The organism is Desulfovibrio piger, assembly GCF_012843875.1.
Lineage (GTDB): Bacteria > Desulfobacterota > Desulfovibrionia > Desulfovibrionales > Desulfovibrionaceae > Desulfovibrio.
Map to the genome: position 1 here is coordinate 1 of NZ_JABAFY010000054.1, position 14507 is coordinate 14507.

General features: G+C 64.0%; 14 protein-coding genes. 9 read left to right on the forward strand and 5 right to left on the reverse strand.

The window, feature by feature from the left end:
- Positions 1–201: 201 nt before the first annotated feature.
- Positions 202–1116: a DMT family transporter gene (locus HF854_RS10715; RefSeq protein ID WP_168936276.1), complete on the reverse strand. Its 915-nt coding sequence runs from the start codon at positions 1114–1116 to the stop codon at positions 202–204.
- Between the two features lie 303 nt (positions 1117–1419).
- Here HF854_RS10715 and HF854_RS10720 point away from each other — a divergent pair, with 303 nt between their 5' ends.
- Together HF854_RS10720 and HF854_RS10725 are read left to right on the forward strand one after the other, a co-directional pair.
- The gene (locus HF854_RS10720) at positions 1420–1827 is read left to right on the forward strand and encodes a Fur family transcriptional regulator (RefSeq protein WP_240937727.1); all 408 of its coding nucleotides are present in this window, start codon (positions 1420–1422) and stop codon (positions 1825–1827) included.
- A gap of 129 nt (positions 1828–1956) precedes the next feature.
- On the forward strand, positions 1957–2136 hold the full coding sequence (locus HF854_RS10725; RefSeq protein WP_168936278.1) for a hypothetical protein: 180 nt from the start codon (positions 1957–1959) through the stop codon (positions 2134–2136).
- Between the two features lie 62 nt (positions 2137–2198).
- Here HF854_RS10725 and thyX read toward each other — a convergent pair whose 3' ends face one another.
- Positions 2199–2996 carry an FAD-dependent thymidylate synthase gene (gene thyX / locus HF854_RS10730; protein ID WP_168936279.1) on the reverse strand — a complete coding sequence of 266 codons (798 nt, stop codon included), beginning with the start codon at positions 2994–2996 and terminating at the stop codon, positions 2199–2201.
- A gap of 194 nt (positions 2997–3190) precedes the next feature.
- Here thyX and trpB point away from each other — a divergent pair, with 194 nt between their 5' ends.
- The 3 genes from trpB (at position 3191) to HF854_RS10745 (ending at position 6092) form a co-directional block, all read left to right on the forward strand.
- Positions 3191–4417 (forward strand): tryptophan synthase subunit beta, encoded by a 1227-nt coding sequence (trpB, locus tag HF854_RS10735; protein ID WP_168936280.1) that lies wholly within the window; start codon positions 3191–3193, stop codon positions 4415–4417.
- A gap of 262 nt (positions 4418–4679) precedes the next feature.
- Positions 4680–5525, forward strand: a complete 846-nt coding sequence (locus HF854_RS10740) for a fumarate hydratase (RefSeq protein ID WP_006009337.1) — start codon at positions 4680–4682, stop codon at positions 5523–5525.
- 9 nt (positions 5526–5534) lie between these two features.
- Positions 5535–6092, forward strand: a complete 558-nt coding sequence (locus HF854_RS10745; RefSeq protein ID WP_168936281.1) for a Fe-S-containing hydro-lyase — start codon at positions 5535–5537, stop codon at positions 6090–6092.
- Between the two features lie 252 nt (positions 6093–6344).
- Here the strand turns inward: HF854_RS10745 and HF854_RS10750 are convergent, their stop codons facing one another.
- From HF854_RS10750 to HF854_RS10760, 3 genes are all read right to left on the reverse strand, one after another.
- The gene (locus HF854_RS10750) at positions 6345–7844 is read right to left on the reverse strand and encodes an outer membrane homotrimeric porin (protein ID WP_168936282.1); all 1500 of its coding nucleotides are present in this window, start codon (positions 7842–7844) and stop codon (positions 6345–6347) included.
- 95 nt (positions 7845–7939) lie between these two features.
- Positions 7940–9052, reverse strand: a complete 1113-nt coding sequence (locus tag HF854_RS10755) for a LacI family DNA-binding transcriptional regulator (protein WP_168936283.1) — start codon at positions 9050–9052, stop codon at positions 7940–7942.
- A 118-nt stretch (positions 9053–9170) separates the two neighbouring features.
- Positions 9171–9329 (reverse strand): hypothetical protein, encoded by a 159-nt coding sequence (locus HF854_RS10760; protein ID WP_168936284.1) that lies wholly within the window; start codon positions 9327–9329, stop codon positions 9171–9173.
- Here HF854_RS10760 and HF854_RS10765 point away from each other — a divergent pair.
- The 4 genes from HF854_RS10765 to HF854_RS10780 all read left to right on the forward strand — a co-directional run bounded on the left by HF854_RS10765 (position 9328) and on the right by HF854_RS10780 (position 14180).
- Positions 9328–10653, forward strand: a complete 1326-nt coding sequence (locus HF854_RS10765; protein WP_168936285.1) for an MFS transporter — start codon at positions 9328–9330, stop codon at positions 10651–10653. The two genes, HF854_RS10760 and HF854_RS10765, sit on opposite strands and share 2 nt — an antisense overlap.
- A 19-nt stretch (positions 10654–10672) precedes the next feature.
- Positions 10673–11497, forward strand: coding sequence for a metallophosphoesterase (locus HF854_RS10770; RefSeq protein WP_168936286.1), 825 nt, complete (start codon positions 10673–10675; stop codon positions 11495–11497).
- A gap of 509 nt (positions 11498–12006) precedes the next feature.
- Positions 12007–12699 carry a B3/B4 domain-containing protein gene (locus tag HF854_RS10775; protein WP_303931614.1) on the forward strand — a complete coding sequence of 231 codons (693 nt, stop codon included), beginning with the start codon at positions 12007–12009 and terminating at the stop codon, positions 12697–12699.
- Between the two features lie 116 nt (positions 12700–12815).
- A complete protein-coding gene (locus tag HF854_RS10780; protein ID WP_168936287.1) occupies positions 12816–14180 on the forward strand; it encodes a phosphohexomutase domain-containing protein in 1365 nt (454 codons plus the stop codon).
- Positions 14181–14507: the final 327 nt, after the last annotated feature.

Here is a 14507-nt window from a genome sequence, read left to right on the forward strand (position 1 = left end):
TTAATCATAGACAAGAGGACATTTACCTTCTGGTGCTAAAACTGCTCAGAGAAAATCCTCTCAGCTAGTCAAGAGCCTTATTTTTTATACAATATGGAAAACAGATGACAAATACGTAGTTTTTTCAAAGTGTTGCCTTTTCAGCGCTTGCCATAAAAAAAGCCCCTTCCGAAGAAGGGGCCTGTATTGCCGCAAAGCCGATCAATGCGTTTCGCGATGCCACATGATAAAGAAGACCGAGCCTACCGTCATGGCGCAGGCCAGGAGCATCTTCCAGGTCAGCATCTCGCCCCCCAGCAGCCAGCCCAAAAAGATGCCGATGACAGGCACCACATATTCATAGGAAATGGCCGTGGCGATGGGTACATTCTCCAGCAGCCAAAAATAGCAGGCATAGGCGATGACCGAGCCACCGGTGCACATCCAGGCAAAGGCCACGACCACAGGCCAGTGGATATTTTCATAGCGGATCGCATGATGCTCGCCATCCAGAAAGGCGACCACAAGACATTCCAGGCCGCCCATAAAGATGAGCAGCGCGCAAGATTGCAAACTGGAAAGCCGCGTCTTGAAAGGAAAACGGCGGGTCAACAGGGTTCCGGCCACCCAGCCGAGCGTGGCCGTGAAGACCCAGATCATGCCGGAGATGCTGCTTTGCTGTACGCCGCCCACATTTTGCTGACTGTAGGCCAGCAGCACGAGGCCGCAGGTCCCTGTGGCCAGGCCCGTCCATTGCAGCAGCCGCGGCCGGGGCTCATTGGCGAACAGCCAGCCAGCCACCAGCATGGTGATGGGCGTCGAGCCGGTGATGACCGCCGCCGTGGAGGAAGCCACGCTCTCCTGCCCCTTGGCCAGGAAGCCGCTTGCCAGCAGGACCATGAACACGCCCATCCAGGTGGCATGGATCCAGTCCTTGCGCTCCGGCCGTATCCAGCGCCCCGTGAGCATCAGGAACAATGCCAGGAGGATGCCGCCGATGACCATGCGGCTGCCCCCTACCAGAAAGGGCCCGGCCACCCCAAGGCTGAATTTGTAGCCGATATAGGTGGATCCCCACGAGATATAGACCAGGAAAAGGTGCAGCATGACGTGCAGGGACTTTTGCGAAATAGGCATAGGCGCGCCCCCTCCTCAGCGATATAGGGGCCAAGTATCATAGTTTTGCAAACTGTCAAGAGATGGAACAAAATCACCATCTTTCATAAATAAATACAGACATATACTTGCATCATCACCATTATTCCTCATATTATGGGGCAGGCAGGCCCGCCCCGATGCCGCGACCCTGCCCGCATGATGCGGGACAGAGCTTTCAGACTTGGCAGGCAATGTCTGCCATGCTATGACAATCCCGGGGGAAGGCTAATTATGAAAGAAGAAAACAAAGACCGATCAGAATTGCTGGCATTCCTGGAGTTCATGAGCCGCAAAGGCCTGAACACCACGACCCAGAGGCGGATCATCGCCGATGCCTTTTTTGAGCTCCCCGGCCACCACTCGCTGGAGGAGTTCTATCAGCATGTCCAGAAACTGGACCCGCGCATCGGCCAGACCACCGTCTACCGGACGCTCAAACTCCTGTGTGATGCCGGTATGGCGACAGAGATCCACTTCAGCGACGGCATCACCCGCTACGAAGTGGCCGCTCCCGACAGTCATCACGACCATATCGTCTGCCAGTCCTGCGGCAAGATCGTGGAGATCTACGATCCCCGCATCGAAAAGCTGCAACAGGAGCTGACCAAGAAGCACGGTTTCCTGCTGCTGCGGCATGTGCACATCCTTTCCGGTATCTGCGCGGACTGCCAGAAAAAAATGCAGCAATGACCTTTTCCGGCCGGCATGACAGCGGGCGGATCTTTCCGCCCTTTTTTGTGGGCCCGCGCTAATTAAAGTTGATTTTCATTTTCATTTAGAGCATACTTGCCGAAAATCGACCGAAACGAGGACACCAGCATGGATGGTCAAAGCATCGCCGTTATCGTCATCGTGGCTGTGGCCGTGATCTTCATGGCCAGGAAAATTTTCATCTCCGCCCGCAAAGGACAGTGCTCCTGCGGCTGCGGGGATGGCAAACAGCAGGCCTGCTGCAAGGGATGCAGCATCGCCACAAAACGTGAGGACCTGCTTCCGTAACAAAAAGCAAAGGCCGCCACTCCCAAGGGAGGGCGGCCTTTTTTTATAGATGTGTCCGGCGGTTATTCCGCTTCGAATTCTTCGGCACGGGCGATCTGGCCGCCCCGGTGCTCGCGCAGGATGGCCAGGGCTTCTTCCTGGGTCAGGATACGGCCGCGGCATTTGGGGTTCTGCAGGCGATTCTCAGGGCAGTAGCCCAGATGCACACAGCTGGGCCCGGCCCCCTGGAACAGGTCCGGTGCGGCCTTGCGGCACAGGGAAAGCATCTGCCAGGCCAGATGGCGGATCTCGTGCTGGGCGTTGCGGCAGCAGCGGATGGAGAACCAGTCCAGCAGGGCATGGGCGTTCATGCCGATGATGGCCTTGAACTCCGTGGCCTGGGGCTTGAGGTAGCGCAGGTCTTCTTCCGGCAGTCCGGCTTCCAGCCCGGCGTCGTACCACTGGCGGGTCAGGTCGGCCAGGTCCCGGCCTGTCAGACGGGTCGTGTGCCCGTCAGGCAGGGTCACCTCGGCACCGAAGTCACGCACGCTGGCGGGATAGACCACGGAAAAACGCCGTTTGCCGCCCAACTCCGCACGACCGGACTTGATGAGGTAGGAAGCCAGGCGCTTGCGCACCAGCTGGGTCTCGGTCACGCGGGAATAGCCTTCCACGCCGAAAAGGAAAAAGTCGAATTCCAGCGCGGCACGATGCCCGCTTTCCAGGATATTGCGCACGATCTGCCGGGAATAGGGCGAGGCCACTATCTCTTCCAGGCTGCGCTCACTGCGCACGAAACGCGCCGCGATGTCCGTGTAGATCTTGCCGCCCCCGGCCAGCAGCACCACTTTGCCGTTCCCGGTATATTTTTCATCCAGCATGTGCGCCTCCTGTAAAATGGAAGGCTGAACCTACACGAAAATGCCCCGTGTCTCAAGCGCCCCTGCCGGAGCCTGCGCCCGGCCGGGGCGGGCCCGATACTGTGCTTTCTTGACGCCCGCCCGCGGACAGCATAGTGTGGATAGCTTCCAATACTGAATAATCCGCACGCCGCTGCGTGCGTAAAGGAGCGACCATGAGCAAGGATATCAAAGCCTTCTGCCAGCCTGACAGCAAGGGCTTCTTCGGCGCGTATGGCGGCCAGTATGTGCCTGACGCCATCAAAGCCCGCCTGGACGAACTGGACCAGGCCTTCAAGGAGGCTCTGGCCGACCCCGAATTCACGCGCGAGATGCAGCGCCTGCTGCTGCATTTTGCCGGTCGTCCCAGCCCGGTCTTCCACTGCCGCAACCTCAGCAAGAAGCTGGGCGGCGCGCAGATCTGGCTCAAGCGCGAAGACCTCAACCATCTGGGCGCCCACAAGGTCAACAATACCATCGGCCAGTGCCTGCTGGCCAAACGCATGGGCAAGACCCGCGTCATCGCCGAGACCGGCGCGGGCCAGCATGGCGTGGGCACCGCAGCCAGCGCCGCCCTCATGGGCCTGGAATGCGTCATCTGCATGGGCGAGGTGGACGTCGTCCGCCAGCACCTCAACGTGACCCGCATGGAGATGCTGGGCGCCCGCGTGCATACGGCCATGAGCGGCCAGCGCACCCTCAAGGAAGCCGTGGACGAGGCCCTGGAAATGTGGGTCAACGAACCCGAGACCTTCTATGTGCTGGGTTCCGCCGTGGGCCCGCACCCCTACCCGCTCATGGTGCGCCACTTCCAGTCCGTCATCGGCAGCGAGGCCCGCGCCCAGATGCTGGAATTTGCCGGTCGCCTGCCCGATGTGGCCATGGCCTGCGTGGGCGGCGGCTCCAATGCCGTGGGCCTGTTCTCCGGCTTCGTGCATGACGAGGGCGTGCGCCTCATCGGCGTGGAGCCCGGCGGCCGCGGCAACGGCTACGGCCAGCATGCGGCCTCGCTCTGCTACGGCGAGCCCGGCGTGCTGCACGGCTTCAATTCCTACATGATCAAGGACGAAAAGGGCGAGGCCGGCGAGGTCTACTCCATCTCCGCCGGTCTGGACTATCCTTCCGTGGGCCCCGAACTGGCCGAACTCAAGGATGCCGGTCGTGCCGAATACGTGAGCATCACCGATGAAGAGGCCCTGCAGGCCTTCTATGCCCTGTCGCGCAACGAGGGCATCCTGCCCGCGCTGGAATCCTCCCACGCGCTGGCCCATGCCATGAAGCTGGCCCCCACCATGGACAAGGACGCCATCATCCTGGTGAACCTGTCCGGCCGCGGCGACAAGGACGTGGCCCAGGTGGCCGATCTGGTGAACAGCGGCGCCTTCGTGCCTGCCGGCGACTAACGATGCCACGGCCGGGGGCAGGCCACGCCCTCCCCTCATGGCCCCTTCGCCAATGCGATCCCGCAGACCGGCACACCCTGTGCCGGTCTGTTTTTTTGACACGAGAGACGTGACAGTCCATCCCCTTGGATGATAACGCCACCTCACGGCTCCGGAAGGAGCTCCCCCAGTACAGAGGGGGCGCCCGGGGCCCTGTTCATCTCCTGACCATTCTGCCCCTGCGGGCGGCCGTCAGGCAAATTCCATTCTGACGAGGCACACCATGCGAGAGATCGACGCCGCGACCATCAGTGCCGCTGTGGCAAAGCTGGCCGTGCAGGCCTGCTGTCATCTGCCCGCCGATGTCCGGGACGCGTTCCGGCAGCGGCTGGACAAAGAGCCTTCGCCCGTGGGGCGCAACATCCTGGAACAATTGCTGGAAAATGCGGACATCGCCGCGCGGGACGACATCCCCATCTGCCAGGACACCGGTCTGGCCGTGGTCTTTGCCGAGGTGGGGCAGGACGTGCACATCACGGGCGGCGATTTTGAAGCCGCCATCCACGAAGGCGTGCGCCGCGGCTATGTGGACGGCTATCTGCGCAAGTCCTGTGTGGCCGAGCCCCTGTTCGAGCGCAAGAACACGGGCGACAACACCCCGGCCGTCATCCACACCCGCATCGTGCCCGGCGACGGACTGACCCTGCGTCTGGCCCCCAAGGGCGCCGGTTCCGAGAACAAGAGCGTGGTCAAGATGCTGGTGCCCGCCGACGGCATCGAAGGTGTGCGCAAGGTAGTGCTGGACGCCGTGCTGGCGGCCGGGCCCAACTCCTGCCCGCCCATGGTGGTGGGCGTGGGCCTGGGCGGCACCATGGAAGTGGCCGCCCTGTGCGCCAAGCGCGCCGCGGCCCGCGATCTGGAAAGCCGCAACCCCGATCCCCGCTACGCCGCCTTCGAGGACGAGCTGCTGGAGCTCATCAACCGCACGGGTATCGGCCCCCAGGGCCTGGGCGGCGAGACCACGGCCCTCAAGGTGCATGTGGAATGGGCCCCCACCCACATCGCCTCCCTGCCGGTGGCGGTCAACATCAACTGCCATGCGGCGCGTCACGCCGAAGTGCGTCTGTAGGAGGCTGCCATGTCCGATGTGAAACGTATCCGCGCCCCCTTCGACGAAGCCACGGCCCGTTCCCTGCGCGCCGGTGACCGGGTGCTCATCACGGGCACCATCATCGCCGCCCGCGATGCCGCCCACAAGCGCCTGGTGGAGGCCCTTGACCGGGGCGAAGAGCTGCCAGTGGATCTGGACGGGGCGGTCATCTATTATGTGGGCCCCAGTCCGGCCAGACCGGGCCGGGCCATCGGCGCGGCCGGGCCCACCACGGCCGGGCGCATGGACGCCTACACGCCCACCCTGCTGGCCCGGGGCCTGCGCGGCATGATCGGCAAGGGCTACCGCAAGCCCGAAGTGGTGGAAGCCATGAAGCGGCACGGCGTGCCCTATCTGGCGGCCGTGGGCGGTGCCGGGGCGCTCATCTCGCAGCGCATCAAGAAATACACGGTGCTGGCCTACCCCGACCTGGGCCCCGAAGCCGTGGCCGCGCTGGAAGTGGAAGACTTCCCGGCCATCGTGGTCATCGACAGCACCGGTGACAATTATTACGAGACCGGTCAGGCCCCCTACAGGAAGCTCTGATGGATGATGCGGGGGAAGGGGACCCCTTTGACTGACGCGCAAAGGGGTCCCCTTCCCCCTCGCCCCCATCCCTCCCCCAACGCGTTTCATTATGGAGGATGACGGGCAGCCTCTCACGCGGGCGTGTCCCTGCCTGCCGGTCTCCCGGCAGAGGGTTCGATGGTTGTCAAAAATAAAAGCGGCGGACAGGAATTTTCCCGTCCGCCGCTTTTGCGTTTTGCGTTGTACTCCCGTCAGGCTGCGGGCAGCCCGCTAGAAGCTGTACATGTAGGAAAGGCTGAAGTTCCAGGCGTCGCGCACTTCGTCGTTGCGGCCGTTCATGCGGCTGTTGCCCCACACGCTGCTGTCATGATCCAGCCACAGGGCCACATAGGCCACATCCAGGGCCACGGTGAAATTCTCGGTCACCTTCGTGGTGCTGGTCAGGCCCCATTCCAGGGCATAGTCCTGGCGGGTCAGGTAGAGGCCGTCCATGCCCACCGTCCCGGACAGGGCGCCGGAATTGGCCGCCAGCCCCTGCGAGGACAGCCACTTGGCCATGCCGGGGTCGTTAGTACCGCCGATGAGGTTGACGCGGAAGGTCTGGTACAGGTCTTCGATGACGTTGACGTCGCGCAGCTGCAGGCCCACGCCCCAGGTGCCCGTCATGCCGTTGCCCACCGCGCCTTCGCGGGAGATGTACTCGTTGCCGTTGAAGGCATAGTGCGACCAGGCGTTGTGCACGTTGGCCACGCTGAGATAGGGCATGCGCTCGGAGCCGTTGCCGCGGTCGTCGTCATCGCCGGAAGCATACCAGCCGTAGATGCCGGGCTTGGTCCAGCCCAGATCGTATTCCACCAGCAGCGAGGCCAGCCAGCCGGCGCGGTTGGCGGAAGTGTCGTCATAGCTCACGGAACCGTAGTTCAGGTCCCAGGCGATGCGCCAGGGATCCGGCAGGGTCAGCTCACCGGTCAGGCCCGCCCAGAAGGCATTGCCGTACAGGTCCATGCGGCTGTTGTGGGACGCGCCACCGGCAGGCAGCATGCCCGCCAGATACTGGATGCCCGAAACGCCCACGCTCTTCCAGTCGTTGGCGTGGTCGGCATCAAGGCTGTTGGGACCGATGCCCGCGTACATGGCCCAGGGCGTCAGGCGGAAACCGTCGAAGGTCAGGGGCAGCAGCAGGGCCGCCACATCCACATTGTCCATGTAGTTCTTGCGGAGGCCGTCGTCGCCGTAGCCCTGGAAATTGTCGTTGTACAGGCGCGCCCACAAAGCGGTGAGGGCCACGTTCTCGTTGATCTGCCAGCTGGCCGTGATGCCGGCGGCGTCATCGCCCCACACCTGGCTGCCGGTGGTCATGCTGGGCAGGAAAAATCCCTGCAGGCCCATGCGGACCTTGATGTCGGTATCCGGCACCATCCAGTCCAGCCAGGCGTTCTTGACTTCCACCACCGTGCCGTCGGCGCCCAGGGCACCGCCGGTGGCGCTCTGGCCCCAGATCTGGTCGCCCATTTCAAAGATGACGGAACCGGAAAGGTTTTCCGAGGCCACGGCATCCAGTTGCAGGCGCAGGCGCTGGCGGGCCTCGAAGTTGTCCTCGTTGCCCTTCTTGTAACCGGTCATGCCGTTGCCGCCGGTGAAGGCGCCATGCTCGCCGTAATCAAAGGCCATGATCCACTGGCCGCGGATCTTGAAGTCGATGGCCTGGGCCATGCCCGCGGCGGAAAAGAGCAGGCCGGCGGCCAGGAGGAGCGTTGCGATCTTTTTCATGGCGTATCCTTCATGAGGCGAATTTCTGTCCCGAAAGACAGGAGGCAGCATAGCCGTCGGCGTTCCGGCTGGCAAGATGGCGCGTCAAATTTTTTTTACCGCCCCTCGTCTTCGTCCTGCGGCCTGCCCAGCGGCCCGCCCGCCTGCCGCTGTACGGGCGCGGGCCCGGTACTGCTGCGCACGACCAGCTCCGGCATCACCTCCACGCGGGTGATGCTGCACCCGGGGCCGCTGGTGATGCGGTTGTGGAGCATCTCCAGCGCGCTGCGGCCCTTTTCCGCGATGTGGTGCTCCACCGTGGTCAGGCCCACCCGCGAGAAGTGCGAAGGATAGATGTTGTCGAAGCCGCACAGGCTGTAATCTTCCGGCACCCGCGCGCCGCTCTCCAGGATGGCGTCCAGCACGCCGTAGGCCACCATGTCGTTGACGGCCACGAAGGCCGTGATGTCCCGCTCGGCCATGCAGCGCCGGGCCAGAGTGTAGCCGGTGCGGTGTTCGATGTTCAGGTCGCCGCGCTCCTGTTCGGGCGTGATGGTACAGGTGCGGACAAGGAAGCGGCCTTCGGGACAGGCCTCGCGGAACACGTCGCGCAGGCCTTCCAGACGCCGCAGCCGTGCCGAATTGTCCTTGTTCAGGGGCGTGGCGATGCAGGCGACGGAACGGTGCCCCAGCCCGATGAGGTAGCGGGCCACCAGCACGCCCGCGTTATAGTTGTTGAGTTCCACCGTATCCAGATTGAGGCTGGCGTCCCTGTCGCCGATGACCACCACGGGCGTCTCCCGGTTGGCCAGTTCGGCCTGTGCCGGGCACAGCGGCATGGCACAGAAGACGATGCCCCCGATGGAAGCGGCCGACAGGGTGCGCAGCAGGCGGGCCTCCACAGCGGCATCACGGTAGGTGGGGAAGACCATGGTGTCGTAGTCGTGCCGGGCGGCGGCATCCTGCACGGACTGCACCAGGGTCGCATAGTAGGGGTTGACCACATTGGGGCAGAGGATGGCCACGCTCTTCTCGGCCATGAGGTGCGAGGGCCGGTGCCGCCGGATGCCCCGGTAGCCGAGGGCCTCGGCCGCCTCGCGCACCTTGAGGACCGTCTCGCGCGAGAAGGAGACGTCCGGCCGCTCCGAAAGGATCATGGACGCGGTGGCTGTGGAGACGCCGCTGCGGGCGGCGATGTCTGCCAGAGTGACGCGCTGGCTGCGTTGCATGGGCACCTCCCTGCGCAATAGATAAAAACCGTTGCTGTTAAATTTAATTTTTAATTAAAAATTAATCAAGACTGCCTGCCAAAACGGTCGATTTTAGCCTTTTTCATGTAAAATAATGTTACATTTCCATGAAAATATTCTGTCCGGGCCTTGCCCCTCTTGTCTTATTTTTCCTGCTATGGCAGCCTTCTCCCAGCGTCTTTTGCCGGGCGGCCCCGGAGCGGCCCCGATGATTAAAAATTAAATAAACTTCAACCAAATTTTCAGGAGCAGGCATGAATCCTCCCTCCCAGAAACAGATCCGTACCGTGGCCCTGGCCAGCCTGCTGGGCGCCACCATCGAATGGTACGATTTCTTCCTTTACGGCGTCGTGGCGGGCATCGTTTTCAACAAGCTCTACTTCCCCACCGACGACCCCTTCATCGGGACCCTGCTGGCCTACAGCACCTTTGCCATCGGCTACCTGGCCCGCCCGTTCGGCGCTTTCGTCTTCGGCCACTTCGGTGACAAGATCGGCCGCAAGAGCATGCTGGTGCTGACCATGCTCATCATGGGCGTGGCCACCATCGGCATCGGTCTGGTGCCCACCTATGCCCAGATCGGCATCGCCGCTCCCATCATCCTCCAGACTTTCCGCCTCATGCAGGGCCTGGGCCTGGGCGGCGAATGGGGAGGCTCCGTGCTCATGACCTACGAATACGCCAGCAAGCGTGAGCGCGCCTTCTATGCCAGTATCCCCCAGATGGGCCTGGCCACGGGCCTGTGCCTGTCCTCCGGCGTGGTGGCCCTGCTCTCCGCCAGCCTGACCGACCAGCAGTTCCTGGAATGGGGCTGGCGCATCGCCTTCCTCATCAGCGTGGTGCTGGTGGGTGTGGCCCTGTACATCCGCCTGCACATCCTTGAGACCCCCGACTTCCAGAAGGCCAAGGATTCCGGCAAGACCGCCGACAAGACCCTGCCCATCGTCAAGGTCTGCCGCAACCATCCCGGCAACATCGCCCTGGGCGTGGGCGCCCGCTGGATCGACGGCGTGTTCTTCAACGTGCTGGCCGTGTTCGTCATCAGCTACCTGGTGCAGTACATCAGCATCGAGCGCACCCAGGCCCTGACCATCGTCATGATCGCGGCCCTGCTCATGTGCCCCTTCATCCTCATCGCCGGCCGCCTGGCCGACCGCTACGGCCGCGGCATGGTCTACGGTGTGTCCAGCCTGCTCTGCGGTCTGTCCATCTTCCCGTCGTTCTGGCTCATGGAAGGCAGCGGCGGCAGCCTCTTCCTCATCGCCCTGGCCATCATCATCCCCATCAGCGTGTTCTACGCCGGTGTCTTCGGCCCCGAAGCCGCCCTGTTCTCCGACCTGTTCCCGCCGGACGTGCGCTACACCGGCATCTCCATCGTCTACCAGTTCCCCGGCTTCCTGGTGGCCGGCATCGTGCCCGGCCTGTGCACCTTCCTCATCAACTGGAACGAAGGCGATCCCCTGTATGTCTGCCTCTTCACCCTGCTCGCGGCCGTGACCAGCGCCCTCTCGGCCTTTGCCATCCAGCGCAAGAGCAGCGCCGCCCAGCGCAAGCACGGTGACGACGCCGAGCATATCTAGGCGTATACGGGTTGTCATCATGGAAATCCTGCAAATATCGGACCTGCACCTGCGCGGCGACGGCAAGCTCTCCTTCCGCAAGGTGGACACGCCCGCCTGCCTGCGCACGGCGGCGGCCTATCTGCACGCCCTGAACCGCATGCCCGACGCCATCGTCATCACCGGCGACCTGGCCGACAGCGGTGACGAGCATGCCTACCACATGCTCTACGAGGCACTCGGCGACCTGCCCGTGCCCATCTACGCCGTGCCCGGCAACCATGACCGCCGTGACCGCATGCGTGCCATCCTCAAGGGCTGGGTACCCGAAGAAAGCCCCGTGCCGCCGCGCGTCTGCCATTGCGTGGATATGGGCGAAGTGCGCCTGGTCATGCTGGACAGCATGGAGCCCGGTTCCCACAGCGGCCACTGTCCCGAAGCCATGGCCCGCTGGCTGGACGCCTGCCTGCAGGAAGACAGCAGCCGCCCGGCCCTGGTCTTCATGCATCATCCGCCCTTCATCACGGGCATGGGAGCCATGGACGAACCCTTCGAAGGCGCCGACCTGCTGCGTGACGTGCTGTCCCGCGCGCCCTGGGCCCGCCTGTGCTGCGGCCACATGCACCGCCCCATCTTCACTGCCTGGGCGCAGGGCCTGGCCCTGACCGTGCCTTCCATCTCCATGCAGATCGACCTCGACCTCAGCCCCGAGGGCGGCGACACCTTCCGTATGGAGATGCCCGGCTATATGCTGCACCACTGGGACGGCAGCCACCTCAACAGCCACGTGTGCCAGATCCCCGCCGATGTGGACTTCTCCGGTCCCCATCCCTTCGCGGATTCCGTCAACCCCGTGGAAGACTGATACCAGGACGGCAGGCTCAGGCCTGCCGTCTTCTTTTTTCCTTCATGTCCACACAGCGCCGTCCGCACAACTCCGGCGCCGTGCGTCACCTTCAACAGGAGCATCCCCGCCGGATGCTCCTTTTTTTGTCCGCCTCTCCACACCAGCCCGCACGGAGAAGGGAACGCAGACAGGACAGGCCCGCCAAAAGCGGAAAACGCGCACAAGATCCGTCAACGCCCCGCTTTCCTGCCCTTGCCTTTCGCACAGGGCCGGGCCCTCTCCTGCGGTTGCACCATATTTTCCCGAAAACGCGCCTGCCGGACCGCCCCTTTCCGGCTCCCGCCTCCGGGAAGCCCGATCCTTCCGCTCCGGCCCCGCCCCTCCGGCTTGAGGCCGCTGTCGCCCCGTGCTAAAATCAGTTTTTGTCCCTGCCCTGCCGCAGGGACCGGCGCGCCGGCACGTCCCCGCGCTTCCGCGTCCACCGTGCCGGCCGGTGACGCCGTACAGACTCTGCCAAGGATCATCCCGTGAGCGATTCTCCTTTTACCCGTCCCGTCATCCGTCCCGATGCCGACATCCTCGCCCGTGTGCCCGGCCTCTGCCTGGGCTGTCTCGTCCATGAAGTGGAGGTCGAACCCAGCCGCCCCGACTGTCAGGACTATCTGGACAACGAGCTGGCCCCCCGTCTCGTGGCCCGCATGGAAGGCGAGCCCCTGGCCCAGTGGCCCAACCTGGGGCCCTCGCGTGCGGGCTGCAAGGCCTGCGGCAAGGACCCCGGCCGCTACCGCATCTCTTCCGAGGCCCTGTACCGCCGCCTCAAGCAGGGCAAGGGACTGTACGCCATCAACAGCGTGGTGGACGCCAACAACATCGCCTCGCTGGAGACGGGCTTTTCCCTGGGCAGCTACACGCTTGCCAATCTCCGGGGCGACATCACCCTCCGCCGCGGCCTGCCGGGCGAGACCTACGAAGGTATCGGCAAGGGCGGCCTCAATCTGGAGAACCTGCCCCTGCTGGCCGATGCGCTGGGCCCCTTCGGCAGCCCTGTCAGCGATTCCACCCGCGCTCTGGTGGATGAACGGACGCGCGTCTGTCTGACCATCATCTACGGTTTTGACGGAGCGGCCCCCGTGGAAGAGGCGCTGCGCATCAGCGCCGCCGCCTTCGCCCGCTTCTGCCGCTGCCGTCCCCTGTGCGATCCCTGGTGCGTCCAGGGCTAGGACATCCCCGGCAGCCGCAGCGGCTCCCAAACGCCGTTTGCCTGCGCCGGACAATTTTACCCTTCTTACCGGAAGGCCCCCGTCACGGGCCGTACCGGCCCCCTCAAGGAGCCCCCATGACCGATCTTCCCTGCTTCAAGGCCTATGACATCCGCGGCAAGGTGCCCGATCCCCTGTCCCCCGAGCTGGCCTTTGCCCTGGGCCGCGCCGTAGCCGAACATTTTGCCGCCCGGCGCGTCGTCCTCGGCTATGATGCCCGTCTGAGCGGCCCGGTGCTGCACGCCGCGCTGGCCGCGGGCCTGCATCAGGCCGGGGCCCGGGTCTTCAGCCTGGGCATGTGCGGCACCGAAGAGATCTACGATGCCGCCGCCCGGCAGGACTTCGACGCCGGCATCATGATCACCGGCAGTCACAACCCGGCCGACGAGAACGGCTTCAAGCTGGTGCTGCGCGGCGCCCGGCCCGTGAGCGGCGATTCCGGCCTGCACGACCTGCGCGACCGCGTGGCGGCCCAGCTGGCCGCGGGCGTGAACCTGCCTGCGGACAAAACCCCGGTGACGCCGGTCAGCTTCCGGCAGGAGTACGTCCGCCGCATCCTGGACTACACCGGCGCCGCCGCGCAAAAGCCCCTCAGGATCGTGGCCGACGCGGGCAACGGCTGTGCCGGTCTGCTGCTCAGGGAGCTGGCCCCGCACCTGCCGCACGAGTTCATCTTCTGCCAGATGGAGCCCGACGGCACCTTCCCCAACGGGGTGCCCAATCCCCTGCTGCCCGAAAAGCGCGCCGCCACGGCCCGGGCCGTGCGCGAACACAAGGCCGACCTGGGCATCGCCTGGGACGGCGACTTTGACCGCTGCTTCTTCTACGATAACGAAGGCAACTTCATCGAAGGCTACTATCTGGTGGGCCTGCTGGCTTCCGAGCTGCTGCCCCGCTTCCCCGGTGCCAGGATCATCTACGATACCCGCGTCTACTGGAACACCCGCGAACTCATCCAGGCGGGCGGCGGCATCCCCGTCATGGGCAAGACGGGCCATGCCTTCATGAAGGAACGCATGCGCGCCGAAGATGCCGTCTATGGCGGCGAGATGAGCGCCCACCACTACTTCCGCGACTTTGCCTACTGTGATTCCGGCATGCTGCCCTGGATGCTGGTCATCGCGGCCATGCAGCGCCACGGCAAGCCCCTGGCCGAGCTGGTGCGCGAACGCATGGACGCCTGGCCCTGCAGCGGCGAGATCAACCGCCGCGTGGCCGACGCCCCGGCCCTGATGCGCAAGATCCGCGACCACTACGCCCCCGCCGCCACCTATGAAGACGCCATCGACGGCGTCAACCTGGAGTTCGGCAACTGGCGCTTCAACCTGCGCATGTCCAACACCGAGCCCCTGCTGCGCCTCAACGTGGAGAGCCGTGCGGACAGGGCCCTGCTGGAAGAAAAGACCGCCGAGCTGCTGGCCCTCATCGACGCCGGTCTGTGATTTGGGATGGGCGAGGGAAGGAGGGGCCCTTTTTGAAAAAAGGTCTCCCTCCTCCCCTCGCGCTCCCCTCCTCCTGCCAAAAACGTTTACTCTGGTCACCGGCAGGATAGAGAAGAAGCGACGGGGAGCACACGGCTGCCGGTCTCCCGGTGATACGGGGAAAATGCCTGCCGGCCGCTTTCGGCCTGCGTGACGGCACAAAGGGCTGCAACACGATGACAGCGCCTGCGAGGCAGCGACGGAGACCATCGGGTCAGACCCAAAGAAGGTTTTTTCGGGGTGGGGGAGAGTTTGAGAGGGGGGAGGGGCAGTTTTTGCCCAAAAAAC

Coding starts and splice junctions, on each gene's coding strand:
- HF854_RS10770 (WP_168936286.1), top strand. CDS start 10,673: ATGGAAATCCTGCAAATATCGGACCTGCACCTGCGCGGCGACGGCAAG.
- thyX (WP_168936279.1), bottom strand. CDS start 2,996: ATGCTGGATGAAAAATATACCGGGAACGGCAAAGTGGTGCTGCTGGCC.
- trpB (WP_168936280.1), top strand. CDS start 3,191: ATGAGCAAGGATATCAAAGCCTTCTGCCAGCCTGACAGCAAGGGCTTC.
- HF854_RS10740 (WP_006009337.1), top strand. CDS start 4,680: ATGCGAGAGATCGACGCCGCGACCATCAGTGCCGCTGTGGCAAAGCTG.
- HF854_RS10765 (WP_168936285.1), top strand. CDS start 9,328: ATGAATCCTCCCTCCCAGAAACAGATCCGTACCGTGGCCCTGGCCAGC.
- HF854_RS10745 (WP_168936281.1), top strand. CDS start 5,535: ATGTCCGATGTGAAACGTATCCGCGCCCCCTTCGACGAAGCCACGGCC.
- HF854_RS10780 (WP_168936287.1), top strand. CDS start 12,816: ATGACCGATCTTCCCTGCTTCAAGGCCTATGACATCCGCGGCAAGGTG.
- HF854_RS10750 (WP_168936282.1), bottom strand. CDS start 7,844: ATGAAAAAGATCGCAACGCTCCTCCTGGCCGCCGGCCTGCTCTTTTCC.
- HF854_RS10755 (WP_168936283.1), bottom strand. CDS start 9,052: ATGCAACGCAGCCAGCGCGTCACTCTGGCAGACATCGCCGCCCGCAGC.
- HF854_RS10760 (WP_168936284.1), bottom strand. CDS start 9,329: ATGCCTGCTCCTGAAAATTTGGTTGAAGTTTATTTAATTTTTAATCAT.
- HF854_RS10720 (WP_240937727.1), top strand. CDS start 1,420: ATGAGCCGCAAAGGCCTGAACACCACGACCCAGAGGCGGATCATCGCC.
- HF854_RS10715 (WP_168936276.1), bottom strand. CDS start 1,116: ATGCCTATTTCGCAAAAGTCCCTGCACGTCATGCTGCACCTTTTCCTG.
- HF854_RS10725 (WP_168936278.1), top strand. CDS start 1,957: ATGGATGGTCAAAGCATCGCCGTTATCGTCATCGTGGCTGTGGCCGTG.